Raw genomic sequence first — 22,278 nt, forward strand, 5'->3', positions numbered from 1 at the left:
ATGAAATACGCTTTGACTTTGGCTGCCATGCTTGGCGCGACAACGGCGCTGGCCGATACACCTGTACTCACGGTCTATGCAGGGGATTATTTTACGTCCGAATGGGGTCCGGGCCCCGTCCTTGAGACCGAGTTTGAAAAGATCTGCGAATGCGATCTGGAGTGGTCCACCGGTGATCTGGTGCCCCGTTTATTGCTGGAACGGGAACGCACCAAGGCGGATGTGGTGATTGGACTGACCTCGGACGTGACGGCCAAGGCGCGTGCCACCGGGTTGTTCGCGCCGCATGGGCAAGACAACAGCGCGTTGACGCTGCCCATCAAATGGACCGACGACACCTTTCTGCCGTTCAACTATGGGCACACGGCTTTCATTTATGACGAAACTACAATGGACGCGCCGCCTGCGTCATTCGATGATCTGCTCGCCCTGCCCGATGACATAAAGATCGTCATTCAGGACCCGCGCACGTCAATCTCGGGTCTTGCTTTGGTGCTGTGGGTACAGGCCGTCTATGGCGACCGGTCGGCAGAGGTGTGGGACGCATTGTCCGACAATATCCTGACCGTGACCAAGGATTGGTCGGCGTCTTACGGCCTCTTTACCGATGGCGAAGCCGACATGGTGCTCAGCTACACCACCTCGCCCGCCTACCACATGTTCGCCGAAGAAGATTTTACCAAAAAGGCGGCCATCTTCCCCGAAGGGCACTATTTCATGGTCGAAACTGTGGGCAAGATTGCAGGCACGGACCAACCGGAGCTGGCGGATCAGTTCCTTGAGTTTGTGATGTCGCGCGACTTCCAGACCATCATCCCAACGGCCAACTGGTCGCTGCCATCCGCCTTGCCCAAGGCCGACTGGCCCGAAGGGTGGACCGAACTGCCGTTGCCCGAAAAGGTGCTGTTCTACTCGGAAACAGAAGCCGCAGCACTGCAGGCGGACGCGATCGAGACATGGCGCGCCACGCTCAGCCAATAAACCCATGGCCCGGCATCGTGGCGGCGGCGTTCGTCGTTACGGTGGTGATTGCCGCCTTTGTCGGCATTGGCCAACGGGTCGAGGCCACATCCGGTTTGCGCATCGCTGAATGGCAGGCGGTGCGCTTTACCGTTTGGCAGGCGCTGCTGTCCGCGCTGCTCTCTGTCCTGTTGGCGGTGCCGGTGGCGCGGGCGTTGGCGCGGCGGCGGTTGCCCGGCCACAGGGTGTTGGTGACGCTGCTGGGTGCGCCCTTCATCCTGCCGGTCATTGTGGCTGTGCTTGGTCTGCTGGCCATCTTTGGCCGCAAGGGTTGGCTGAACACGGGCCTTGGCCTTTTGGGCCTGCCAGAGGTGTCGATCTATGGTGCCCACGGCGTTGTTCTGGCACATGTTTTCTTCAACATGCCCCTTGCGACACGGCTGATCCTGCAAGGGTGGCAATCCGTCCCGGCCGAGCAGTTTCGCATGGTGGGCCAGCTTGGATTGTCGCCGCGCATGGTGTTTCGGGTCATCGAATGGCCCATTCTGCGGCAGGTGGTTCCGGGAGCCTTTGCGCTGATCTTTGTCATTTGCCTGACCAGCTTTGCCGTGGCTTTGACACTTGGGGGCGGGCCCCGGGCCACCACGATCGAGTTGGCCATCTATCAGGCGTTTCGCTTTGATTTTGATCTGGGTCGCGCCGCGGTGTTGAGCCTGCTGCAACTGGCGGTGGCCGGGGCGGCGGCGGTTCTGGCCCTATGGATTCTGCCCCCCATCGCCTTGCAGAATGGACGGGACCGCGCGGTGCGCCGGTGGGATGCGCCGGCACCCTGGGGGGACGCGATCTGGATCACATTTGCTGCCGGGTTCCTGTTGCTGCCGCTTATGTCGATTGCGCTGTCGGGCCTTGCGGGCCTGTCGTACATGCCCCTGTCGGTGCTGAGCGCCACGTGGACAACGATCTGGGTGGCCTGCGTGAGCACCGTTGTTCTGCTGGCCCTTGCGCTGCCCATGGCGGCTTGGCTGGCGCAGGCGCGGTGGGGCGGAGCCGAGGCGCTGACGCTGCTGGGGCTGGTGGCGTCGCCCCTGATGATCGGGACGGGGTGGTTCATTCTGATCTATCCCTATGTGTCGCCCACGGCCTTTGCCTTGCCCGTCACTGCGTTGATCAATGCGATGATGGCGCTGCCCTTTGCCGTGCGCATTCTGCTGCCGCCGATGCGGCAAGTGTTCAATGATTACGGGCGGTTGAGCATGGGTCTGGGTCTGCGCGGTGTGTCGAATTGGCGTATTGTCTTGATCCCGCGCCTGCGTCCCCAGATCGGCTTTGCAGCCGGGCTGACAGCAGCGCTGAGTGTGGGGGACCTGGGCGTTGTGGCCCTGTTCGCGGACCCTGACGTTGCGACATTGCCGCTTCAGATGTACCGCCTGATGGGCAGTTACCGGACCGAGGCGGCTGCCGGAGCGGCCCTGGTGCTGGTGGCGTTGGCCTTTGGAATGTTCTGGATTTGCGATGCGTGGGGGCGGCGGCATGTTGACGGTTGAGGGGCTGCGGATTGAGCAGGGGGCGTTCGCTCTGACGGCTGATTTTGAAGTGCCGAAGGGACGGCGTGTGGCTGTGATCGGACCGTCGGGTGCGGGGAAGTCCACGCTGCTGAATGCGCTGGGCGGCTATATTGAAATCGCTGGTGGTCGGGTTGAGGTGGATGGGCAGGACGTGACGGATGCCGCGCCGGATCAGCGTGGGATCGCGATGCTGTTTCAGGATGGGAACCTGTTTCCGCATCTGACATTGGCGCAGAATGTGGGGCTGGGGATACGGCCTGCGTTGCGGTTGACGGAAGCTGAGATGGCGCAGATGAGGGATGCGTTGAACCGCGTTGGATTGGCGGAGTTTGCGGATCGCAAACCTGGGGATGTGTCGGGTGGGCAGCAAAGCCGAGCGGCATTGGCGCGGGTTTTGGTGCAGGCCAAGCCGTTGCTTTTATTGGACGAACCCTTTGCTGCGCTGGGGCCTGCGCTGCGGGCCGAGATGTTGGATTTGACGTCGCAGGTGGCGCGGGATGCAGGGGCGACGGTGTTGATGATCACCCACGCACCCAAGGATGCGGAGCGGGCGGCGGATGATCTGATTTTTGTCGAGGCGGGCCGTGTGGACCCGCCCCGTGCGGTGGCCGAGGTGATGGCCGACCCGCCTGAGGCGTTGCGCGCCTATCTAGGCCGCTGAGCGCAGGCCCTGCCGTGCGTCCACGATGCCGAGGGCCGCTTATGCGGCCTCGCGTCCCTTGAGCACGAAGTGGTCGGCATAGATGCCAAGGTGATGCTCCGTCTCTTGGAAGTGGTGGGGCGTGAGTGAGACCGACAGGATGGGTACGCCGGTTTTCAGGCCAACTTGCATCAATCCGTCGACCACCGCGGAGGCCACGAAATCGTGGCGGTAGATGCCGCCGTCGACCACGAGGGCCGCGCAGGCGATGGCGTTGTAGCCTCCCGTTTCTGCGAGGGTTTGCGCCATGAGTGGCATTTCGAATGCGCCGGGGACATCGAAGACATCCACTTGATTTGACGCGATTATTTCCGTGAAACCCTGTAAAGCCTGATCGACAATGGCGGCGTGCCACTGGGCTTTGACAAAGGCGAAGCGGGTGTGTGTCATGCGAAATCTCCTTTAGGTTCAGACACTTAAACACCCAAGGCGATTGCGCACAGATACTGGCACCCACGTATGGGGACAATACTGCGCGTTCTCTTTCATCCGGACTGTAACCGTCGGCTCAGGCGTCTCACCTGATCTGCTGGACCCAAGAAAATTCGTACGAATTTTCTTGGCGCTCGTGGGCTCCTGCTTGCGCAGATACCACCGGTGGGGAATTTCACCCCGCCCTGAGAACAGCGTCAGGTTGCCAAGCCGAAGCCGGAGAGGCAAGAGGGACGCGACGTATCACGGACCATCGCCATGCACCCGAACTCAATTTTTCACACCGAATCCGCAGACCGGAACATTGCCTTTGCGCGAGAGCGTGCGTTTGGCGTGTTGGCGATGAACGGGGAAGGCGGGCCGATGATGGCGCATGTCCCCTTTCTGATTGATGAACAGGGCGCGCAGTTGGACCTTCACCTTGTGAGGTCGAACCCGATTGCGCGCGCCTTGAAAGCGCCGATGCAGGCGAAGATCGCGGTCAGTGGGGCGGATGGGTACATCTCGCCCGACTGGTACGAGGTGCCGGATCAGGTGCCCACGTGGAACTATGTGGCGGTGCATATCACCGGCAGCTTGGAGATGCTGCCGCATGATATGATGCGGGACATGCTGGATCGGCAGTCGAAGCATTTCGAGGATCAGCTGGTCCCGAAGACACCGTGGAAGACGAACAAGATGACGCCCGAGGTCTTGGACAAAATGATGCGCCAGATCGTGCCGTGTCGCATGACGATCGAGGCCGTGGATGGCACCTGGAAGCTGAACCAGAACAAGCCGGATGAGGTGCGGTTGCGCGCAGCGGACTATGTGGACGCTTATGGCATGGGGCAGGAGGTGCGCCTGCTTGCTGCGCTGATGCGTGGGGCCTAGGCTGCGCGCAACTTCACAGGGAGAATCGCGATGAAGCTGTTGATGGCGGGGCCCAGCCCCTTTGTGCGTAAAGTGCTGGTTTTGCTGCATGAAACAGGGCAGACCGATGATGTGGAGACGGTGACTGTCACCGCCGCGCCCGGCGGCACCGACGCGACGCTGAAAGCCGCGAACCCGGTGGGCAAGATCCCCGCGCTGGTGCGCGATGAGGGGCCGACGCTTTATGACAGCCGGGTCATTTGCCGGTATCTGGATGATCGGGCGGGTGCCGGCCTGTATCCGGATAAGGGCTGGGACACGCTGGTATTGGAAGCCACCGCGGATGCGCTGATGGAGGCTGCCGTGCTGATGATCTATGAAAAGCGGTTCCGGGATGAGGCCGAGCAATCTTCCAAGTGGATCGAGGCGCAATGGGGCAAGGTTGAAGGCGCGCTGGATGCCTTGAATGCCCGCTGGATGAGCCATTTGGCCGGGCCAATGGACATCGGTCATATCGGTGTGGGCTGTGGATTGGGCTATCTCGACTTCCGCCATGGCGACCGGGATTGGCGCAGGGGACGGGACGCGTTGGCCAAGTGGTATGACGCGTTTGCGGCGCGTCCGTCGATGGAGGCAACCGTCCCGCAAGGGTGATGTTGCGCAACGCTCGGTGGGTGTTTTCCACCGAACGCCAGCGAATCGCGGTTAACGTCAAAGAAACAAGGCAAATGGGGGTGGCACCATGCGTACACCCCCTGTGCACCCCCCGTACACCGGTTCGTCGCCAAAACCGTGGTTAACGAACCGTGCGGTCTCGAATCTTATCAAAGGGTTAATTCAACCCACCTGCGACCACGTGTGTCAGATTGCGCGCTGGACGTGGGGGGGTGACCCCGCTAGATAGCCCGTCAAAGCCGACGCGCGCGCGCGGCATGGAATGATGTATTGGCCCCGTCGGGGTCGCCTTGAAACTGGAGAAGTCCCCCGTGTCCCACGCAGAAGAAGACCACGAAGGCACCCGGCGCGATTTTCTGTACTTTGCCACTGCTGGCGCAGGCGCGGTAACGGCGGGTGCAGCGATCTGGCCACTGGTTGATCAGATGAACCCATCGGCCGATGTTCTGGCCGCAAGCAAGAAGCGCGTTGATGTGTCGAGTGTTTCGCCCGGCACGCAGATCACCGTCCTGTTCTTGGGCAAGCCGGTGTTCATTCGCCGTCGTACCGAAGAAGAGATTGAAGCAGCAGTAGCTGTTTCGTTGGATGATCTTCCGGACCCCGAAGCAAGGAACGAAAACTTGCCGGGTGGCACTCCGGGCGATGATGGAAACCGGTCTCTCCCGCCCTTCGGTGGTGCGGAAAACACGGGCGAGTGGCTGGTGATGCAGGGCGTGTGTACGCACCTTGGGTGTGTGCCTTTGGGCGATGCAGGGGATTTTGGCGGCTGGTTCTGCCCCTGTCATGGCTCGCACTATGACACTGCTGGCCGGATCCGTCGTGGACCTGCGCCGACCAACCTGCCGGTTCCTGTTGCTGAATTCGTGGACGAGACCACGATCCTACTGGGTTAAGGGAGAGAGACCATGGGTGGAATTCCTCACGACCACTATGAACCGAAGGCGGCCTGGGAAAAGGGTCTGGCCAAGCGGTTGCCGATTGTTGGCCTGATGTACGACACGCTGATGATTCCGACGCCAAAGAACCTGAACTGGATGTGGATCTGGGGCATTGTTCTGGCTTTCTGCCTGGCGCTGCAAATCATCACCGGCATCGTTCTGGTCATGCACTACACGCCGCATGTCGATATGGCCTTTGCCAGTGTCGAACACATCATGCGCAACGTGAACGGTGGCGCAATGCTGCGGTATCTGCACATGAATGGTGCCTCGCTGTTCTTTGTGGCCGTCTATGCCCACATTTTCCGCGGTCTTTATTACGGGTCCTATAAGGCCCCGCGTGAGATCACGTGGATCATCGGTATGCTTATCTACCTCTTGATGATGGGCACCGCCTTCATGGGCTACGTTCTGCCGTGGGGTCAGATGTCCTTCTGGGGTGCGACCGTGATCACCGGCCTGTTTGGTGCCATCCCGTTCATCGGTGATGCGCTGCAAACATGGTTGCTGGGCGGGCCCGCCGTGGACAATGCCACGCTGAACCGCTTCTTCAGCCTGCACTACCTGTTGCCCTTCGTGATTGCCGGTCTGGTAATCGTACACATCTGGGCCTTCCACACGACGGGCAACAACAACCCGACCGGTGTTGAAGTGCGCCGTACGTCGAAAGAGGAAGCCGAGAAAGACACGCTGCCCTTCTGGCCTTACTTCGTGATCAAGGACCTGTTTGCGCTGGCTGTCATTCTGGTGGTGTTCTTTGCCATCGTGGGCTTCATGCCGAACTATCTGGGCCACCCCGATAACTATATCGAGGCGAACCCGCTGGCGACGCCCGCGCACATCGTGCCGGAATGGTACTTCCTGCCCTTCTACGCGATCCTGCGTGCTTTTGACGGCGACGTGTGGGTGGTGATCATCGCATCGACCCTGACGGGCGGCATCATCGACGCCAAGTTCTTTGGTGTGATCGCGATGTTCGGCGCAATCGTGGTGATGGCGCTGGTGCCATGGCTCGACACCTCGTCGGTGCGTTCGGGTCGGTACCGTCCGATGTTCAAGTGGTGGTTCTGGCTGTTTGTCGTGAACTTCTTTGTTCTGATGTGGGTGGGTGCGATGCCTGCCGAGGGGATTTATCCCTACATCGCCCTGATCGGGTCGACCTACTGGTTTGCGTATTTCCTGGTGATCCTGCCGCTGCTTGGCGTGCTTGAGAAACCCGATGCGCAGCCTGCGACCATCGAAGAAGACTTTGCCGCGAAGATGGGCAAAGGGGACAGCGGTTCGGCCGCGCCCTCCACCCAGCCTGCGGAATAAGGAGAGACTGCAGATGTTGAAGAAACTTGCAGCAAGCATGGTGGCGGCGTTCGCGCTGGCCACAGGTGCCTTCGCCGCTGGCGGTGCGGGTCACGTCGAGGATGTCGACTTTTCCTTTGACGGGCCCTTCGGGTCTTTCGATCAGAACCAGTTGCAGCGCGGTTTGCAGATCTACACCGAGATCTGCGCGGCCTGCCATGGTTTGCAATACGTCCCCTTGCGGACCCTTGGCGATGATGGCGGGCCTGACCTGCCTGACGATCAGGTCCGTGCCTATGCCGAATTCTATGAGGTGTTCGATCCGGAGATTGACGATTTTCGCGCGGCAACGCCTAACGATCACTTCCCCGGCTCCAACTTGGAAAATGCACCTGACCTGAGCCTGATGGCCAAGGCCCGTGCCGGGTTCCATGGACCGTACGGTCTGGGCATCAACCAGTTGCTGAAAGGCATGGGCGGCCCTGAGTACATCGTTGCTTTGCTCAACGGGTACACCGGTGAGGAAAAGGAAGAGGCGGGCGCGGTTCTGTACGAGAACACCGCGTTTCCCGGTGGCTGGATCGCCATGGCGCCCCCGCTCTATGGCGATGATGTCGAGTTTGCCGATGGGCATTCCACGGACCTGCATCACCTGTCAGAGGATGTATCCGCCTTCCTGATGTGGACGGCTGAGCCGAAGCTGATGGCCCGCAAGCAGGCTGGTTTTGTCGGTGTGATCTTTCTGACCATCCTGTCGGTCATGCTGTACCTGACCAACAAGCGTCTGTGGGCGCCGGTCAAAGCCCGATACAAAAAGAAATAAGTCGCTTGGAATTGAGCGCTTGGAAGCCCCGCCATCTGGTGGGGCTTTTTTATTGGGGCATGGCGCAGGACACCTGCGCCTTACGGGTTCTGCTGTGCCGACGCATGTGATTGAGGTGCCGCCCGGAGGGGGCTCTGCCCCCGCGGCTTGCGCCGCCCCCGTGGTATTTTCAGTCAGAAGAAACGGTAAGCGCAGTGTTGTTGTGCCCGGCGATCCGCGCGGTGACGATCTGGCCTTCGGGTTGGGCTGTGTCAAAGGTGACTTCGGTGAATTGCTCGGTGCGGCCCATGTGCGGATTCTCCATCAGTATGTGATGGACCTTGCCCTGTTGCGCTTGCAGGTGGGCCTGCACTTGTTTTTCGCCAGCGGTGCGCAGGCGCGCGGCGCGGTCTTTGATGGCCTTGCCGTTCACTTGCGGCATTCGTGCGGCTGGCGTGCCGGGCCGTGGCGAGTAGGGGAAAACGTGCAGCCAGGTGAGGTCGCAATCCTCAACCAGCTTCAGGGAGTTATCGAACATCGCGTCGGTTTCGGTTGGGAAGCCTGCGATGATATCTGCGCCGAAGGTCATGTCGGGCCGCAGCTTGCGCGACTCTTGCGCGAATTGGATCGCGTCGTCGCGCAGGTGCCGGCGTTTCATCCGCTTGAGGATCATGTCGTCGCCGTGTTGCAATGACAGGTGTAGGTGCGGCATCAGCCGACGTTCCGTGGCGATGGCCAGCATCAGTGCCTCGTCCACCTCGATCGAATCGATGGAGCTGATCCGGAGCCGGGGCAGGTCGGGCACCAGTGTGAGGATGCGCATCACCAAGTTGCCAAGCTGTGGTGTGCCGGGCAGGTCTGCGCCCCAAGAGGTGAGATCGACGCCCGTCAGCACGACTTCGTTGAAGCCGCGGTCTACCAGCCGCTTGATCTGGTCCACCACGACCCCTGCGGGGACCGAGCGGGAATTGCCACGCCCAAAGGGAATGATGCAGAAGGTGCAGCGGTGGTCGCAGCCGTTTTGCACCTGCACATAGGCGCGGGAGCGGGTGCCGAAGCCGTCGATCAGGTGGCCTGCCGTTTCCGTGACCGACATGATGTCGTCCACTTGCACGGGTTCGGTTCCGAAGTTGCCGGCAAGCCCTGCCCAAGTGCCCGCCTGCATCTTTTCGGTGTTGCCGATCACCGCGTCCACCTCGTCCATTTGGGCGAAAGTGTCGGGTTCGGTCTGGGCCGCGCAACCCGTCACGATCAGCTTGGCATCGGGGTGGGTGCGTCGCAGCTTGCGGATGTCCTGGCGGGCCTTGCGTACCGCCTCTGCCGTGACGGCGCAGGTGTTCACCACGACGGCGTTGGTCATGCCTGCCTGTTGTGCCAACTCCTCCATCGCCTTGGTTTCATAGGCGTTGAGGCGGCAGCCGTGGTTGGAAAAGACGGGTACACTCATAGGCTGTTCAGGAATTCAGGCGTGAGGGTGCCGTTGAACACGTGGGCTGTGGGTCCGGACATCCAGACGCCATCATCGCGCCAGTCGATGTGGAGCGTGCCGCCGTCGAGGTCGATTTGCACTTTGCGCCCTGTGAGACCCCTGCGGGCCGCAGCGACGGCCGTTGCACAGGAGGAGGAGCCGGAGGCCAGTGTGATCCCGGTGCCGCGTTCCCAGACACGCATGCGGATATGGTCAGGGCCGATCACCTGAGCGAATTGGACGTTGGTGCGTTCGGGAAAAAGCGGGTGGTGTTCGATCCGTGGGCCGATGGTGGCGAGGTCGATGGTTGCCACGTCGTCCACGAAGAAGGTGCAATGCGGGTTGCCCATGCCGGTGGCGACAGGGTTGCCGTCGATGGGCAGGGACAGCATGTCGACGTCTTGCGCCAGCGGTACATCCTGCCAGTCGAGTTGCGGGTGCCCCATATTAACGGCAGTACTTCCATCCGCGTTCCGCACGGCATTCAGCGTTCCGCGCCCGGTCACTTCGATCTGGAGCGCGTTGGTCTTCCGCTGCGCCAGTTCGCGCGCGGCGATGCAGCGGGTGGCGTTGCCGCAGGCCGCCGATTGCGAGCCATCGGCATTGTAGTAGGTGACGGTCAGATCCGTCCCATCCGTGATCAGCGCCAGTTGATCGAAACCTACGCCCCGGTGCCGGTCCGCCAGTGCGCGCACGAGGTCCGCGCTCAGGTCCACAGGTGTCACACGACCGTCGATCACGACAAAGTCGTTGCCCGCCCCGTGCATCTTCATGAAGGGCCAATCAGGTGTCGCCATATCTGCCATCCGGCGCATATAACCCCGCGATTTTCGGGAATCCAGTATGTCGCAGGAAAACATCGGAGAATCGGCTTGACCCTTTGCCCCACCCTTTCTAGATAGGCCGCCTAGTGGGCCGTTAGCTCAGTTGGTAGAGCAACTGACTTTTAATCAGTGGGTCGCAGGTTCGAACCCTGCACGGCTCACCACTACCAGACAGATCATACTTGATCAGCGCAATGCGTTGCTGTTCGAGCTGTGTGAGATGCGCTGATCTCCGTTGACGACTGTCTTGATATTGCACCTCACCAAAGGGAAGCTGCAAGTTGCGCTTACAGGTATGGGTCGCTAGCCATGGTAAGCGAAAGGATTGCTTTCAAAAGGCGCAGATCCCATGACCATCCGACTGTTGCGCACTCTGGTTGCGGTTGCCGACAACAAGACGTTCACCGCTGCCGCCGAGGCCGTGCATGTCACGCACGCCGCCGTCAGCCAGCAGATGCGGACGCTTGAGGCGGAGCTGGGCGTGACATTGTTCAACCGGGCCAGGCGGACGCCCGAATTGACACCTGTGGCGCAGGAACTGGTGGCCAAAGCTCGCAAATTGATCGCCGACTATGACAACCTTGTGCCGTCCGTTCTGGCAGACGGGGGCCTAAGCGGTGTGATCCAGCTTGGCACGTTAAGCACGACGCTGACGGGATTGACGCCACAGGCCATGGCTGTGTTCAAGGCGCAATTCCCGGGTGTTGGCCTGCACATTCGCCCCGGTCTGACGGGCGGATTGTTGGCGGATATTGAGCGGGGCAATCTGGATGCAGCCCTGATCACCAAGCCGCATTTGATGCCTGCCGGTATCCTCTTTCGTGCTTTGACCGACGAGCCGATGCAACTGATCGCTGCGCAGGAGGAAACCGAAGATGACCCCATGCAGCTGTTGCGCACCAAACCCTACATTCGCTTCAACCGGAATGCGGTTCTGGGCACGCTGATCGACAACTGGATCATGTCCAGACGTATCCGTGTGACCGAGACGATGGAACTGGACAGTCCCGAGGCGATCGCCAGCATGGTCCACGCCAATCTGGGTGTGTCGATTGTGCCCGATCTGGCCGTAAAGCCTTTAGACGGCGTTCCCGTCAAACGGTTGGGCCTTGGGCCCGATGCGCCCACCCGGACCCTTGGGCTGGCCTATCTGCAAGATCAGGTCAAGACACGGGCCATGGAAGAGTTGTACAACGCCTTTGCCGGTGTGATCGAACGCGCCCAGACCCAGGGATCACCCGACACGCAATGACTTTCGAAATGATCATGTTCCTCGTGCTGGGCGCTGCGGCGGGCGGCTTTATCAACGGGTTGTCGGGGACGGGCACGGCCCTGTTCGCTTTGGGGTTCTATCTGGTTGTCGTGCCGCCCGTCACGGCTGTGGCCATCGTGGCGCTGATGTCGGTTCTTGTCGGCGTACAGGGGCTGTGGGTGGTTCGCGCGTCGATCTTTGCGCGCCGTGACCGGTTGTTGCGGTTCATCCTGCCGGGCTTGTGCGGCGTGCCCCTTGGTCTGGTCCTTTTGAGCATCGCTGACAGCGCGACGTTACGCATGGGGATCGCCGTGTTTCTGATCATCTATGGTGGCTATTTCGGGTTCCGCGCGTCCTTGCCTGCATTCGAGCGCAGCACGCCTTTGATTGACGGATTGGTCGGATTTGTGGGCGGCGCGCTTGGTGGCGCTGCGGGTGTGTCCGGTGCCCTCCCGGCCATGTGGCTGTCTATCCGCCCCTGGACCAAATCCGAAACACGCGCCGTCTTGCAGCCCTTCAACATGGTCATGCTGACGACAACGGTGACTCTGCTGTTCTTCAGGGGGGCATATGATGCGGTGGCCCTGAGGGCCATTGCCGTGACGATCCCCTGTGGTCTGATCGCGGCGCAAGTGGGTCTGTTTGTGTTCCGCCGTCTGAACGACATCACCTTTCGTCGGTTGTTGATCCTGCTGACGCTGGCGATGGGTGTGGGCATCTTGCTGAGCGAACTGGCGTAGCCGCGCATCATCCCAAAAGCGTGCCCAGCAACAGATTTACGCCCAGCACCGCGAACGCAGCCAGGAAGTACTTTTTGAACTGATCAGGGTTTGTGCGATGCCGCAAGCGCTCACCAAGGGTGAAGCCGACAAGCGTCGGTATCAGCAAAAAGGTTGAAACCACAAGATCAGGGCCAGAACTGTGCCCGACAGCGATATACATGACAAAGACCGACACACTGCCCGCCGTGATCAGGAAGCCGAGCGCCTGCACAAACGCGTCACGCTCAAGCCGGAGGCCGGTCAGGTACATGACCAGCGGTGGTGCCCAGGCGGCGGTCAATCCGCCGACCAACCCGGCGACCACGGCGCTGATCCCTTCGAACAGGCGCACCCGGTGCGCCGGGATCGGGGGCACCAGATTGCGCCAGCTGAAGAAGCAGAATGCCAGAACGAACACACCCAGCACCGCGCGCAGCAATTTGTCCGGGGCAGATTGGCTGGCCCAGACGGTCACCGCCACAAACAGGATCAATATGGCCGCATAGCGCCAATGCTGCCTGACACATCCCACCATGTCCGGACCCCGCCAGAACTGCCACGCATTGCTCAGCAGCATCGGGATCACGATCAGCGAGACAGCGGACCGTGCGTCAAGCTGAAGCGTGAGCAGGGTCAGGGCCACGGTGGGCATCCCAAGGCCGATAAAGCCCTTGACCGTCCCTGCCAGCAGCAGAACGGCGCTGGCAAACGCAATCAGGGACAGGTCGGGCATATGCGCTTCAGATCACCTCGTCCGTGCGGTCATCGCTTTCGCCATAGCGTTTGAGAACCGCAGGTTTCGTCCCTTCGTAGACGCGGGCCACGCTTTCGGCAATCTTGGCATTTTCCCGTTCGAACAGGCAGTCGCCATTCATGTCCGAGGCCACGATGAACGGCCCCATCCGGTTGCACTTGATCACCCACATGGCCTGGGCCAGACCCAGCTGCTCGTTCCAGTGCACCGCTTCGACATTTTCGACCCCGCGCCCCAAAAGCGCGCCTGTGCCATAACCTACGGTCGACAGATATACGGCCCCGTTTGGAACGAAGTACTCCTTGTAGTCCTTCGACGTCATGCCCCCCTTGCCGACGATCAGCTTGGCCCCGGTCTTGGCCATCCACTCGGGCAGCCACTTGGCAAAGCGGAAGGACGCGGTGGCCGTCACCGCGCCCATGTCAAAGCTGCCATCGGGGTTGATGCGGGCGGCGGGCGAGCAATGGAAGTTGGCCGCCGATTGGCTGGGCAGTTCCATCGGTATGTTGGCCTTGTCCTCAAGCGCGCGCATGTAGACACCCTCGCGCGCGGTGTACATGAGACCGTCGAGGTAGACGACGTCGCCCAGCTGCAGATCGGCAATGGCCTCGTCGGTGGGGGTGGTGGAGAGGCGGACTTCACGCGGGCTCATTGCGTGGCTCGCTTCAATGAAACAAGGTCGTGGATATCGTATGCAATGGCACCGTTGGTCTCAGACACATCGAAAAAGCCGACGGCAGTATTCAGCGCGGCGTCTAGCGTGGCTTCTCGAGCTAATTCAGCAATAGACCAAGCAAACGACAGGTAAATCGCGTCTGAAGCGAAGGAATATTCTGTGACATATGGATCATCAACGTTTTCCAATGCGACTGCATGAGGACCGTTCAACGGCGGAAAATCACGGCGAAACAAGTGGTAGAAACTGATAAGACTTCCCGTCATCCCGATCGGATCGGTATAGTCTCTGGCTTCTTCCCAGCGCGTAATGTCACCGTACCATTGTAGAAACGTTGTGCGTGTTCGTGGTGCAACGGCAGGGTTGAAGACCATCAAGTCGTAGCTCATTCCGCCGCCTCCCGTTGCGGTTCCCAATCCACCGTTTCGCGCCGTTGGTAATCTGTGAACCAATCCGGGTCCGTACGGTGCTCTACCCGCCCGTCTGCATGGATGCGCGCCACGGCGCGGCGCGAGGACAGGCAGAAGGCATGCACTGACATCGGCATGCCGCCGGTGTGGCAGTAGCCCACCTCGATATTGCAATCGATCACCATGTTCTTGCCCACGAACCCCATGGCCCCCATGCCGATGGAATTGCCAAGCTCTTTGAACTCATCCTCCATCTCCGCAATCCGTGGGTCGGAATTGCGGCTGCCCACGATGCGCAGGGTGGAGGCGCGTTTGCCAAGTGTCATGCAGATGTCCTTGGACCCTCCAAGCCCGATGCCGATGATGGCAGGCTGGCAGGCAAGGCCGCGTTTGCCGAACGCCATGAGGCTGTCGAGGTAGAACCGCTTGATCCCCTGAATGCCGTCGGAGGGGAACAGCATCCGGTAGTCGGTGCCGAAAAGGCCCCCCTTGTGCACCGTGATCAGGTCGATCCACTCGCCTTCCGGTTCGAACCCGTATTCGATCTCTGGCGCGCCGATGCCCACGTTGTTGTCGTGATCCGTGCGCCACAACGGGTGCACGCGGTTGGGGCGCAAGGGCACACCATTGGTCGCGTTGGCCGTGGCGCGTCTTAGGGCGGCTTCAAGGGCAACCATCCCGCCCTCAACCCGCGCCTCGTTCCCCATTTTCACGAACCAGCGGGGCACGCCGGTGTCACCGCACATGGCGCGGCGGTCTTCCTTGGCGGCGTCGTAGTTTTCCAGCATGGCCTTGAGAACAAAGGAAGACAGGTCGCCATCCTCGGTCTTGGCCGCGTGTTGCAGGCCATCGAGGTAATCTTGCGGTATCTCGATCGCCGCCTTGTCCATGAGGACCTCGGCGGTGGATTGGACGAGGTTGATGGGGATCATTTGGCTATGCTCCAGATGTGGCCCGCATGGCGGCGATCAGAGTGTCTCGGGGTTGGACCGCACCAGTTTGCAAATATTCCATGGCCCTCAACGATGCCTCGTGCGCCTCAATCGAAGACCCGCCCACGCAATCTTCGGCCACGCGGCAGTGGTAGTCCCATTGATGTCCGTCCACGAATGTATAGTGCACACACACATCCGTCAGTCCGCCGCAGAGCAAAAGTGTTTCGACTTTGAGCCCGCGCAGCAAGATTTCGAGGTCGGTTCCGAAAAACGCGGAGTAGCGGCGCTTGGGCACGATATAGTCCCCCGACCGGTAGCCCATTTCGTCAAAGGCAATTTCCGTGCGCGGGTCATTGTCCAGACAATGCACGTCTTCGTCGCCGTCCAGTTCACGACCGAAATCGATCCCGTCCGCGCGGTGGATTTCCTGAATGAAGATCACTGGTACACCGGTTTCATGGGCTGCATCCACCAGCGCGCGCGCCGCCAACATCCGGTCGCGATAGCCGGGCATGTTGGCGATGGCCCGGTCGCTGCTCATGTCGATGAAGGTCGACGCCTGGATGTCGATCACGATAAGGGCCGCGCGGCCCTCGATTGTCTTGCGTTGTGTCATTGTGCCGCCACCAGTGTTTCAGGTTCGCCGTCGGGCAGGATTGTCCCGCCCGGGCTTACGATTGTAAATTGAACGGGTTCACGGGTGACTTTGATGCCCGCGCTGTCAAGCGTGGCCACCGTGAAATCACTGTCTTCCATTGCGCCCGCATCGGGGAAATCCTCGCGATAATGCGCGCCGCGAGAGTTTTCGCGGGCGATCCCGGCCTTGGTTATGACCGCGGACATATCACACAATGACCGCAGGTTCAGCCAATCGTGCCAGGTGAGGTTGAATGCCAGGTTGCTGGCGTCCACGCCAACGTCCATCAGTGCGTCCGACACGTTTGCAATCCCGTCCAGACCGCGCTGCATGCCTGCTTCGGTCCGCATCACGCCCACCTCTTCCCACATAAGGTCTTGTAACTGTTTGCGCAGGGGCAGGATCAGGTCCGGCGTGCGGGTCAGGGGATGGGTCGCGCGCGCGAACTCGGCGGCCAGCACGTCTTCGTCCGGGTCGCGCAGGGTCATTCCGCCCACGTCGCGCCCCATCGTGTCGCCCGCGATGCCGCCATAGACGGTGGAGTTGGCGACCCCGTTGCCGCCCAGCCGGTTCGAGCCATGCGCGCCGCCGGCGTCTTCGCCCGCCACATACAGCCCCTCCATCGCCGTGCGCGTGTCCACATCGACCACCACGCCACCCATAAAGTAGTGGGCGGTTGGCACCACCTCGACCCTGCCTGCGGCCAGATCGAATCCGCTGTCAGCGCAGCGTTTGACCATGCCTTTGAACTTCTTGGCCACCCAGTCGGGGCCAAGGTGGGACATTGAGATGAACACGCCCTCTTGGTCGGGATTGTTGTTCTTGCGCATCTCGGCATAGATGCCACGGCTGACCACGTCGCGGGTGGCGCGTTCGCCTTTGCCGTCATAGTCGAACATGAACCGCTGGCCCGAATGGTTGATCAACTGCCCACCTGCGCCGCGCAACCCTTCCTCGAGCACAGTACCAGTCATGCGGGTATGGTCCCCGGCAAGGAGACCCGTGGGGTGGAACTGCACCATCTCCATGTCGCGCAGTTGCAGGCCAGCGCGAAGGGCCATGGCGAGGCCGTCCATCGTCTTATCACCCGAGGGCGTGTGGTATTTGTACATCGTGGGGCCGCCGCCTGTGGCCATCAGCACCGTCTTGGCGCGTACCATACGAAAGCGTCCGGTACGCATGTCGATCATCAGGACACCGGCCAGTGCAGAGCCGTCGCGCGTCGGGATCAGACCCACGGCGCGGTGTTCCTGCATCTTCTCGACACCGCTTGCCAGCACCTTTTCCATCAGGCGGTTGATGATTTCGATTCCTGTCAGGTCGCCCTTGTGCACGGTGCGGTCGGCGGTCTGGCCCGCGAAGGCCTTTTGGTGCAGCGACCCGTCTGGGTTGCGGTCGAAAAAGCAACCGACCTCGTTTTCCAATTCGCGGATTCGCACCACGGCCTGTTCGCAGAGCCGCCACGCCATGTCTTGATTGGGCAGCCATTTGCCGCCCTGAATGGTGTCCATGAAGTGTCGTTCGACCGTATCCCCGCCGCCAAGGGCGACGTTGTAGCCACCCTGCACCATGCGTGTGCAGCCGCATTTGCCGATGAGCCCTTTGACCGCGATTGTAATTCTCGTGCCTTCGGGCGCGGTTTGCTGGGCGTGGAGGGCTGCGAACAGCCCGGCACCCCCGGTGCCGAGGATCAGGATATCGGTATCGTGGCGTTCGATGTCGGAGAGTTTCATGGTCACACCGCCTGCATCAGAAAGAGTGTTGCGATCAGGAAGGACAGCGCCGTGGCCCCTGCCGCCAATGTCTTTTGCGGCGGTGTCCATGGCAGCCATTCCATTGCCATCAGACGCAGGCCGCCGAACATGTGGACGGCCAGCAGAAAGACCAGCCCGAACTCTGCCAGTTTGACGATTCCGATCTCGGTGAAGGCAAGGAAGCCATCCAGCCTGTCGGGGTTGGTCAGCGCTAGCGACAGAATCCAGAAGTGGAAGGGCAGGAACAGGGCAAGGCCCAGACCCGACAGGCGGTGCAGGATGTAGGCGAGCCACAAAGGATGCGCGCGGGAAGTGATGCCGTGGGGTTTCATGCGAATGTCACCGCCCAGACGGCCCGTGTCCCGAGTGCGAAGAGACCGAGGCCGATGGCCCACATCGTGGCCTCAAGTGCCGGTCCTTTCACGCCGCCCCATTCGTGGGCGATGGTGCGAAGCCCGATGGCCCCGTGGATCGACACGGCGACGACGAACAGTCCGTAGAACAGGAACCACGCGACGGACCCTTGAGTGCGGCCAAGGATTTCGGCAGCACTTAGCCCGCCTTGAATGGCGTAGGTCATCACGGCGAGGTGCCCCACGACAAGTGGTGCCATCAGCAATGCTGTGATCCGTTGCAGCATGTAAAGGCGGAGCGACAGCATCAGCGCTCCCTCCGGAAAAACGACTTCGCCGTTTCGCGTTTTAGCCCTGCGATGGCGGACATGGGGTCGAGGTCATTGGGGCAATAGGTGGTGCAGGACCCCATGGAGTGACAGTTGTGGCAGCCCCCTGAACCTGACACGGCATCAAGGATCGCAACGCGCCCTTCGTCCTTGGCGTCGTTCAGCAGGGTCCATGCCCGTTGCAGCGCGGCGGGGCCAAGGTAGTTCGGGTTGCCTGCAACCGTGTCACAGGCGGCATAGCAGACGGAGCAGTTGATACATTCGATCCCGGCGTTTGCTTCGACCCGTGTGGCGCTGGTTTCGTCCACCGGTGCGATGGGGTCATGCCGTGTCAGGCTGCCGTGGTGCACCCCTTCGGCTTCCACCCATTTGTCAAAGAACGGGTCCATATCGACCACGAGATCCTTGATCACGGGCAGGTTGCGCAGGGGGGCGATGGTCACGGCACCGTCCTTGATCACCTTTGATATGTGCGTGCGGCACGTCCAGCGCGGCACGCCGTTCACCATCATGGCGCAGCTGCCGCACATACCGACGCGGCAGGCGAAGCGATAGCTGAGCGTGGGGTCCGCATTCTGCTGGACCCACGAAACGACATCAAGCACGGTCTGGCTGTCATAGGCGGGCACCTCGAATGCACCCTGTTCGTCTGGGCTGCGTTCGATGGTCACCTTGATCGACTGCGTTGTCATATGGCTTCGGTCTTTCCGGGGATGCGCGCTTTGTGTCAGAGTATAGCTGATAGGGATGCTTAATGAATGCGATAAGTATTGAACATTTCCGTTAGTGTTTCTTACAGGATGACCGAATGTCAGATACGCCCGAACCGAACCTGTCCCAGCTTTTGGCCGCCCGGTTCAGCGATGCGCCGGATGCTGTTGCGGATCGTCCCGAGTTGCATGCATTAGCGGCCCGCGGTTCATGTCGCGCGTTTCTGGATCAGCCTGTGCACGATGATGTGGTGCAAACGCTTTGTGCGGTCGCCCTTGCGTCGCCCACGAAAAGCGATTTGCAGCAGCGGGATATCGTTGTGTTGAAGTCCGCAGCGACGCGGCAGCGATTGGCGGATCTGGTGTCCGGTCAGGCGTGGGTCGCGCAGGCCCCCATGCTGCTGGTGTTCTGTGGCAACAACCGACGCCAGCGGTTGCTGCACGACTGGCATGATGTGCCTTTTGCCAATGACCATCTGGATGCAGTTATCAATGCGGCGGCAGACGCGGCCATTGCGCTTGGGGCTTTTGTGGCGGCGGCGGATGCGCTGGGCCTTGGGTCCTGTCCCATCAGTGCGGTACGGAACGAGGCGGGGGCGGTGTCGCACCTGTTGGGGTTGCCCGATCATGTCTTTCCCTTTGCGGGGCTTGCGCTTGGGTATCCTGCGGCCGCGCCAGAGATTGCCAAGCGCTTGCCGCTGCATGTGACCGTGCATGAGGATCGGTATCAGGAGGATGGGCTGCGTGATGCCGTTGCATCCTACGATGCGGACCGGGCGGCGGCGCAGCCCTATGCACGGCAACGGTTTGTCGAGACGTTTGGAGAGGTCGCGCCCTACACCTGGTCCATCGACAAGGTGCGCCAGTACAGTGCGCCTGAGCGGGCCGGGTTCGGGGACTTCATGCGCAAACGCGGGTTTCGCCTTGAATAGAGCCTAGCCGTGTAGGTCCGTGATCACCGCGGTGCCCGGTGGCGTTGGCCCGTGCATCGCCCGCAACTCGGCGCTGGCACCCGACAGGGGCACTTCGCGCGCAACCATCGGTGTCAGGTCCACGTCGCCACGTTCGATCATCTCAAGCAATGTAGGGTACTTCCATGCGGGCATGCCGCGTGTGCCGAAGAAGGACAGTTGCTTGGTGTAGATGCCGCGCATGTTCACTTCCATCATGCCGGACCCGGCGGGCATGCCCACATGCACGTGGCGGCCAAGGATGCGCAGGCAGTCGATAGAGGCGTTGGTGGTTGCTTCGATCCCCAGCGCTTCGACCGACACATGCGCCCCGCCGCCTGTGATGTCGCGGATCGCTTCGGCTGCGTCCGTTGTGGTGGCGTTTACGGCGGCATCCGCCCCAAGGCTTTGGGCGTGCGTCAGTTTTTCCTCGACGACATCGACCACAATGACTTGCGCGCCCAGCATCTTGGCCAACAACAGCGTGGCAAGGCCGATGCCGCCGGTGCCATGCACGGCCACCCATTCGCCTGCGCGGACATTGGCCCGGTCCGTCAGCGCGTGCCATGCTGTGGTGACGCGGCACCCGAGGCCAGCGGCGAGACCGGGGGTCATTGTGTCGGGCAGATGGACCAGATTGTGATCGAAGGGGACGGCGACGTATTCGGCGTAGGCACCGGGCGTGCCGAAGCCGGGCACGATCTGGTTTTCGCAGGTGTTGGACACGCCTGTATGGCAGGCAGGGCAGTCACCGCAGGACAGGATGAAGGGCGCGATCAGGCGGTCGCCGATCTTGTGTTTGGCGCTTGCCCCGGCCTCGACCACGGTTCCGCAGTATTCGTGGCCCAGTATCGACCCGTTCTGCACCTTGGGATGTTCGCCGGTCCAGCCGTGGTAGTCGGAGCGGCACACGCCGCACGCCGCGACTTCCATAACGACGCCGTTGTCGGGGCAGGATGGGTCTGGCACCGTCTCGATCGACAGGTCCTGGCCAAAGGATCGGACAACAGCGGCACGCATTTCTACACCTCGTGAAACGGATCACGGCAAGCTGTAGCGGCAAATGCATTGAACGCAAAAGGGAAAAGGTCGTGCAAATAATTCCCGACTAATTTGATCAGAAAGACTTGCGTTGCGCTGCGACTCCTGTAATTGACTGTTTCAGTAAGAATTAGATTCTGGATAGAACGGAGACCTTCCATGACTGCCAAAACACCGTTTGTTGCCCTTGCCGCGGTTGCCATCACGGCCACCAGCGCGGTCGCCGAAGGTGAGTTGAACCTGTATTCGTCACGCCATTACGACACAGATGAACGGCTGTACTCGGATTTCACCGACGCCACCGGGATCACCATCAACCGGATCGAAGGCAAGGCGGACGAGCTGATTGCACGCATGCAGGCCGAGGGGGCCAACTCTCCTGCAGACATCCTGCTGACCGTCGATACATCTCGTTTGGAGCGGGCCAAGGACGCAGGCGTGTTGCAGTCCATCGACAGTGACGTACTGGAAACGCGCATTCCTGCTAACTTGCAAGACGCCGACAATCAGTGGTTCGGCTTCAGCCAGCGCGCGCGCATCATTTTTTACGACAAGACCGACGTGACCAACCCGCCCACCACATATGTGGACCTGGCGGACCCTGCATATGAAGGTCAGGTCTGCCACCGCTCATCCTCGAACGTGTATTCGCAGACATTGTTGGCCGCCGTGATCCAGAACCACGGTGAAGAAGCCGCAAAAAGCTGGGCACAAGGCGTTGTGAACAACTTTGCCCGCGCACCGCAGGGTGGCGATACCGACCAGCTGCGTGGCTTGGTATCGGGCGAGTGCGATATCTCGATCTCCAACACGTACTATTTCGCGCGCGCCGTCCGTCGCGATGTAGATGGTTTGCCCGCCGACGCCCGCGCGAACATTGGATGGGTGTTTCCCGCACAGAATGCCGAAGGTGCGCATATGAACCTGTCGGGTGGTGGCGTTGCCGCCAACGCACCCAACCGAGACAACGCAGTCAAGTTCATGGAGTATCTCGCCAGCGATCAGGCACAGCAGTACTTTTCAGCCGGGAATGACGAGTATCCGGCAGTGCCCGGTGTTGGCCTCAGCCCTTCGGTTGCAAGCCTTGGACTGTTCCGCTCCGACGCCGTGAACCTGAGCGAAGTGGCAAAGAACGTTCCTGCGGCTCAGAAGATCTTCAACGAAGTTGGTTGGGAATAACGCTTCGTTCTTTGAAAACGTCGAAAGG

General features: G+C 60.9%; 25 protein-coding genes, 1 tRNA gene and 1 riboswitch. Of the genes, 13 read left to right on the forward strand and 13 right to left on the reverse strand.

Going from position 1 to position 22,278, the window contains the following annotated elements; translation table 11 throughout:
- The 3 genes from Q1A32_RS06325 to Q1A32_RS06335 are packed head-to-tail and all read left to right on the forward strand — an operon-like array spanning window position 1 to window position 3,186.
- The gene (locus tag Q1A32_RS06325) at window positions 1–981 is read left to right on the forward strand and encodes a thiamine ABC transporter substrate binding subunit (RefSeq protein ID WP_299650985.1); all 981 of its coding nucleotides are present in this window, start codon (window positions 1–3) and stop codon (window positions 979–981) included.
- Complete coding sequence (locus Q1A32_RS06330) at window positions 957–2,504, forward strand: thiamine/thiamine pyrophosphate ABC transporter permease ThiP (protein WP_299650988.1); 1,548 nt, start codon at window positions 957–959, stop codon at window positions 2,502–2,504. The genes Q1A32_RS06325 and Q1A32_RS06330 overlap by 25 nt, the downstream gene beginning before the upstream one ends.
- Window positions 2,491–3,186, forward strand: coding sequence for an ATP-binding cassette domain-containing protein (locus Q1A32_RS06335; protein ID WP_299650991.1), 696 nt, complete (start codon window positions 2,491–2,493; stop codon window positions 3,184–3,186). The genes Q1A32_RS06330 and Q1A32_RS06335 overlap by 14 nt, the downstream gene beginning before the upstream one ends.
- Before the next feature lie 39 nt (window positions 3,187–3,225).
- Here the strand turns inward: Q1A32_RS06335 and Q1A32_RS06340 are convergent, their stop codons facing one another.
- Window positions 3,226–3,615, reverse strand: a complete 390-nt coding sequence (locus Q1A32_RS06340; RefSeq protein WP_299650994.1) for a 6,7-dimethyl-8-ribityllumazine synthase — start codon at window positions 3,613–3,615, stop codon at window positions 3,226–3,228.
- An 83-nt stretch (window positions 3,616–3,698) separates the two neighbouring features.
- A riboswitch (FMN riboswitch) is annotated at window positions 3,699–3,854 on the reverse strand.
- 61 nt (window positions 3,855–3,915) lie between these two features.
- On the opposite strand from Q1A32_RS06340, the gene Q1A32_RS06345 reads away from it, so the two are divergent.
- The 5 genes from Q1A32_RS06345 (at window position 3,916) to Q1A32_RS06365 (ending at window position 8,238) form a co-directional block, all read left to right on the forward strand.
- Window positions 3,916–4,530 carry an FMN-binding negative transcriptional regulator gene (locus Q1A32_RS06345; RefSeq protein ID WP_299650997.1) on the forward strand — a complete coding sequence of 205 codons (615 nt, stop codon included), beginning with the start codon at window positions 3,916–3,918 and terminating at the stop codon, window positions 4,528–4,530.
- Window positions 4,531–4,560: 30 nt separating this feature from the next.
- Window positions 4,561–5,163: a glutathione S-transferase gene (locus tag Q1A32_RS06350; RefSeq protein ID WP_299651000.1), complete on the forward strand. Its 603-nt coding sequence runs from the start codon at window positions 4,561–4,563 to the stop codon at window positions 5,161–5,163.
- Between the two features lie 332 nt (window positions 5,164–5,495).
- Window positions 5,496–6,077, forward strand: coding sequence for a ubiquinol-cytochrome c reductase iron-sulfur subunit (petA, locus tag Q1A32_RS06355; RefSeq protein ID WP_299651003.1), 582 nt, complete (start codon window positions 5,496–5,498; stop codon window positions 6,075–6,077).
- Window positions 6,078–6,089: 12 nt separating this feature from the next.
- Window positions 6,090–7,436: a cytochrome b gene (gene petB / locus Q1A32_RS06360; protein ID WP_299608163.1), complete on the forward strand. Its 1,347-nt coding sequence runs from the start codon at window positions 6,090–6,092 to the stop codon at window positions 7,434–7,436.
- A 13-nt stretch (window positions 7,437–7,449) separates the two neighbouring features.
- The gene (locus tag Q1A32_RS06365) at window positions 7,450–8,238 is read left to right on the forward strand and encodes a cytochrome c1 (RefSeq protein ID WP_299608160.1); all 789 of its coding nucleotides are present in this window, start codon (window positions 7,450–7,452) and stop codon (window positions 8,236–8,238) included.
- A gap of 169 nt (window positions 8,239–8,407) precedes the next feature.
- Here Q1A32_RS06365 and mtaB read toward each other — a convergent pair whose 3' ends face one another.
- Together mtaB and dapF are read right to left on the reverse strand one after the other, a co-directional pair.
- Complete coding sequence (mtaB, locus tag Q1A32_RS06370; RefSeq protein ID WP_299651006.1) at window positions 8,408–9,664, reverse strand: tRNA (N(6)-L-threonylcarbamoyladenosine(37)-C(2))-methylthiotransferase MtaB; 1,257 nt, start codon at window positions 9,662–9,664, stop codon at window positions 8,408–8,410.
- Window positions 9,661–10,482: a diaminopimelate epimerase gene (gene dapF / locus Q1A32_RS06375; protein WP_299651009.1), complete on the reverse strand. Its 822-nt coding sequence runs from the start codon at window positions 10,480–10,482 to the stop codon at window positions 9,661–9,663. The genes mtaB and dapF overlap by 4 nt, the downstream gene beginning before the upstream one ends.
- A 115-nt stretch (window positions 10,483–10,597) precedes the next feature.
- Between dapF and Q1A32_RS06380 the strand changes: the two genes are divergently transcribed.
- From Q1A32_RS06380 to Q1A32_RS06390, 3 genes are all read left to right on the forward strand, one after another.
- Window positions 10,598–10,673: transfer RNA gene (locus Q1A32_RS06380), tRNA-Lys, on the forward strand.
- A 185-nt stretch (window positions 10,674–10,858) separates the two neighbouring features.
- Window positions 10,859–11,761, forward strand: coding sequence for a LysR family transcriptional regulator (locus Q1A32_RS06385; RefSeq protein ID WP_299651012.1), 903 nt, complete (start codon window positions 10,859–10,861; stop codon window positions 11,759–11,761).
- 8 nt (window positions 11,762–11,769) lie between these two features.
- The gene (locus tag Q1A32_RS06390; RefSeq protein WP_366141210.1) at window positions 11,770–12,501 is read left to right on the forward strand and encodes a sulfite exporter TauE/SafE family protein; all 732 of its coding nucleotides are present in this window, start codon (window positions 11,770–11,772) and stop codon (window positions 12,499–12,501) included.
- A 7-nt stretch (window positions 12,502–12,508) separates the two neighbouring features.
- On the opposite strand, the gene Q1A32_RS06395 is transcribed toward Q1A32_RS06390, so the two are convergent.
- The 9 genes from Q1A32_RS06395 to Q1A32_RS06435 are packed head-to-tail and all read right to left on the reverse strand — an operon-like array spanning window position 12,509 to window position 19,062.
- Window positions 12,509–13,255: a sulfite exporter TauE/SafE family protein gene (locus tag Q1A32_RS06395; protein WP_299651018.1), complete on the reverse strand. Its 747-nt coding sequence runs from the start codon at window positions 13,253–13,255 to the stop codon at window positions 12,509–12,511.
- 7 nt (window positions 13,256–13,262) lie between these two features.
- Window positions 13,263–13,928 carry a fumarate hydratase C-terminal domain-containing protein gene (locus tag Q1A32_RS06400; protein ID WP_299651021.1) on the reverse strand — a complete coding sequence of 222 codons (666 nt, stop codon included), beginning with the start codon at window positions 13,926–13,928 and terminating at the stop codon, window positions 13,263–13,265.
- Window positions 13,925–14,341 (reverse strand): hypothetical protein, encoded by a 417-nt coding sequence (locus Q1A32_RS06405; protein WP_299651024.1) that lies wholly within the window; start codon window positions 14,339–14,341, stop codon window positions 13,925–13,927. Before Q1A32_RS06405 ends, Q1A32_RS06400 begins: the two co-directional genes overlap by 4 nt.
- The gene (locus Q1A32_RS06410; protein ID WP_299651027.1) at window positions 14,338–15,294 is read right to left on the reverse strand and encodes a fumarate hydratase; all 957 of its coding nucleotides are present in this window, start codon (window positions 15,292–15,294) and stop codon (window positions 14,338–14,340) included. Before Q1A32_RS06410 ends, Q1A32_RS06405 begins: the two co-directional genes overlap by 4 nt.
- 4 nt (window positions 15,295–15,298) lie before the next feature.
- Window positions 15,299–15,913 carry a cysteine hydrolase family protein gene (locus tag Q1A32_RS06415; RefSeq protein WP_299651030.1) on the reverse strand — a complete coding sequence of 205 codons (615 nt, stop codon included), beginning with the start codon at window positions 15,911–15,913 and terminating at the stop codon, window positions 15,299–15,301.
- Window positions 15,910–17,667, reverse strand: a complete 1,758-nt coding sequence (locus Q1A32_RS06420) for an L-aspartate oxidase (protein ID WP_299651033.1) — start codon at window positions 17,665–17,667, stop codon at window positions 15,910–15,912. Before Q1A32_RS06420 ends, Q1A32_RS06415 begins: the two co-directional genes overlap by 4 nt.
- 2 nt (window positions 17,668–17,669) lie before the next feature.
- Window positions 17,670–18,020, reverse strand: a complete 351-nt coding sequence (gene sdhC, locus Q1A32_RS06425) for a succinate dehydrogenase, cytochrome b556 subunit (RefSeq protein ID WP_299651036.1) — start codon at window positions 18,018–18,020, stop codon at window positions 17,670–17,672.
- Window positions 18,017–18,349 carry a succinate dehydrogenase gene (locus Q1A32_RS06430; RefSeq protein WP_299651039.1) on the reverse strand — a complete coding sequence of 111 codons (333 nt, stop codon included), beginning with the start codon at window positions 18,347–18,349 and terminating at the stop codon, window positions 18,017–18,019. Before Q1A32_RS06430 ends, sdhC begins: the two co-directional genes overlap by 4 nt.
- Window positions 18,349–19,062 (reverse strand): succinate dehydrogenase/fumarate reductase iron-sulfur subunit, encoded by a 714-nt coding sequence (locus Q1A32_RS06435; RefSeq protein WP_299651042.1) that lies wholly within the window; start codon window positions 19,060–19,062, stop codon window positions 18,349–18,351. The genes Q1A32_RS06430 and Q1A32_RS06435 overlap by 1 nt, the downstream gene beginning before the upstream one ends.
- 116 nt (window positions 19,063–19,178) lie before the next feature.
- Here Q1A32_RS06435 and Q1A32_RS06440 point away from each other — a divergent pair, with 116 nt between their 5' ends.
- Complete coding sequence (locus Q1A32_RS06440) at window positions 19,179–20,012, forward strand: nitroreductase family protein (RefSeq protein ID WP_299651045.1); 834 nt, start codon at window positions 19,179–19,181, stop codon at window positions 20,010–20,012.
- A gap of 3 nt (window positions 20,013–20,015) precedes the next feature.
- Here Q1A32_RS06440 and Q1A32_RS06445 read toward each other — a convergent pair whose 3' ends face one another.
- Window positions 20,016–21,050, reverse strand: a complete 1,035-nt coding sequence (locus Q1A32_RS06445; protein WP_299651047.1) for a zinc-dependent alcohol dehydrogenase family protein — start codon at window positions 21,048–21,050, stop codon at window positions 20,016–20,018.
- Between the two features lie 180 nt (window positions 21,051–21,230).
- Between Q1A32_RS06445 and Q1A32_RS06450 the strand changes: the two genes are divergently transcribed.
- Window positions 21,231–22,250: an extracellular solute-binding protein gene (locus Q1A32_RS06450; RefSeq protein ID WP_299651049.1), complete on the forward strand. Its 1,020-nt coding sequence runs from the start codon at window positions 21,231–21,233 to the stop codon at window positions 22,248–22,250.
- Window positions 22,251–22,278 lie beyond the last annotated feature (28 nt).

The organism is uncultured Tateyamaria sp., from assembly GCF_947503415.1.
GTDB lineage: Bacteria > Pseudomonadota > Alphaproteobacteria > Rhodobacterales > Rhodobacteraceae > Tateyamaria.

Coding starts and splice junctions, on each gene's coding strand:
- mtaB (WP_299651006.1), bottom strand. CDS start 9,664: ATGAGTGTACCCGTCTTTTCCAACCACGGCTGCCGCCTCAACGCCTAT.
- Q1A32_RS06430 (WP_299651039.1), bottom strand. CDS start 18,349: ATGCTGTCGCTCCGCCTTTACATGCTGCAACGGATCACAGCATTGCTG.
- Q1A32_RS06405 (WP_299651024.1), bottom strand. CDS start 14,341: ATGAGCTACGACTTGATGGTCTTCAACCCTGCCGTTGCACCACGAACA.
- Q1A32_RS06325 (WP_299650985.1), top strand. CDS start 1: ATGAAATACGCTTTGACTTTGGCTGCCATGCTTGGCGCGACAACGGCG.
- petB (WP_299608163.1), top strand. CDS start 6,090: ATGGGTGGAATTCCTCACGACCACTATGAACCGAAGGCGGCCTGGGAA.
- Q1A32_RS06445 (WP_299651047.1), bottom strand. CDS start 21,050: ATGCGTGCCGCTGTTGTCCGATCCTTTGGCCAGGACCTGTCGATCGAG.
- Q1A32_RS06450 (WP_299651049.1), top strand. CDS start 21,231: ATGACTGCCAAAACACCGTTTGTTGCCCTTGCCGCGGTTGCCATCACG.
- Q1A32_RS06435 (WP_299651042.1), bottom strand. CDS start 19,062: ATGACAACGCAGTCGATCAAGGTGACCATCGAACGCAGCCCAGACGAA.
- Q1A32_RS06400 (WP_299651021.1), bottom strand. CDS start 13,928: ATGAGCCCGCGTGAAGTCCGCCTCTCCACCACCCCCACCGACGAGGCC.
- Q1A32_RS06340 (WP_299650994.1), bottom strand. CDS start 3,615: ATGACACACACCCGCTTCGCCTTTGTCAAAGCCCAGTGGCACGCCGCC.
- Q1A32_RS06350 (WP_299651000.1), top strand. CDS start 4,561: ATGAAGCTGTTGATGGCGGGGCCCAGCCCCTTTGTGCGTAAAGTGCTG.
- Q1A32_RS06420 (WP_299651033.1), bottom strand. CDS start 17,667: ATGAAACTCTCCGACATCGAACGCCACGATACCGATATCCTGATCCTC.
- Q1A32_RS06330 (WP_299650988.1), top strand. CDS start 957: ATGGCGCGCCACGCTCAGCCAATAAACCCATGGCCCGGCATCGTGGCG.
- Q1A32_RS06410 (WP_299651027.1), bottom strand. CDS start 15,294: ATGATCCCCATCAACCTCGTCCAATCCACCGCCGAGGTCCTCATGGAC.
- Q1A32_RS06395 (WP_299651018.1), bottom strand. CDS start 13,255: ATGCCCGACCTGTCCCTGATTGCGTTTGCCAGCGCCGTTCTGCTGCTG.
- Q1A32_RS06415 (WP_299651030.1), bottom strand. CDS start 15,913: ATGACACAACGCAAGACAATCGAGGGCCGCGCGGCCCTTATCGTGATC.
- dapF (WP_299651009.1), bottom strand. CDS start 10,482: ATGGCGACACCTGATTGGCCCTTCATGAAGATGCACGGGGCGGGCAAC.
- sdhC (WP_299651036.1), bottom strand. CDS start 18,020: ATGAAACCCCACGGCATCACTTCCCGCGCGCATCCTTTGTGGCTCGCC.
- Q1A32_RS06390 (WP_366141210.1), top strand. CDS start 11,770: ATGATCATGTTCCTCGTGCTGGGCGCTGCGGCGGGCGGCTTTATCAAC.
- Q1A32_RS06365 (WP_299608160.1), top strand. CDS start 7,450: ATGTTGAAGAAACTTGCAGCAAGCATGGTGGCGGCGTTCGCGCTGGCC.
- Q1A32_RS06440 (WP_299651045.1), top strand. CDS start 19,179: ATGTCAGATACGCCCGAACCGAACCTGTCCCAGCTTTTGGCCGCCCGG.
- Q1A32_RS06335 (WP_299650991.1), top strand. CDS start 2,491: ATGTTGACGGTTGAGGGGCTGCGGATTGAGCAGGGGGCGTTCGCTCTG.
- Q1A32_RS06345 (WP_299650997.1), top strand. CDS start 3,916: ATGCACCCGAACTCAATTTTTCACACCGAATCCGCAGACCGGAACATT.
- Q1A32_RS06385 (WP_299651012.1), top strand. CDS start 10,859: ATGACCATCCGACTGTTGCGCACTCTGGTTGCGGTTGCCGACAACAAG.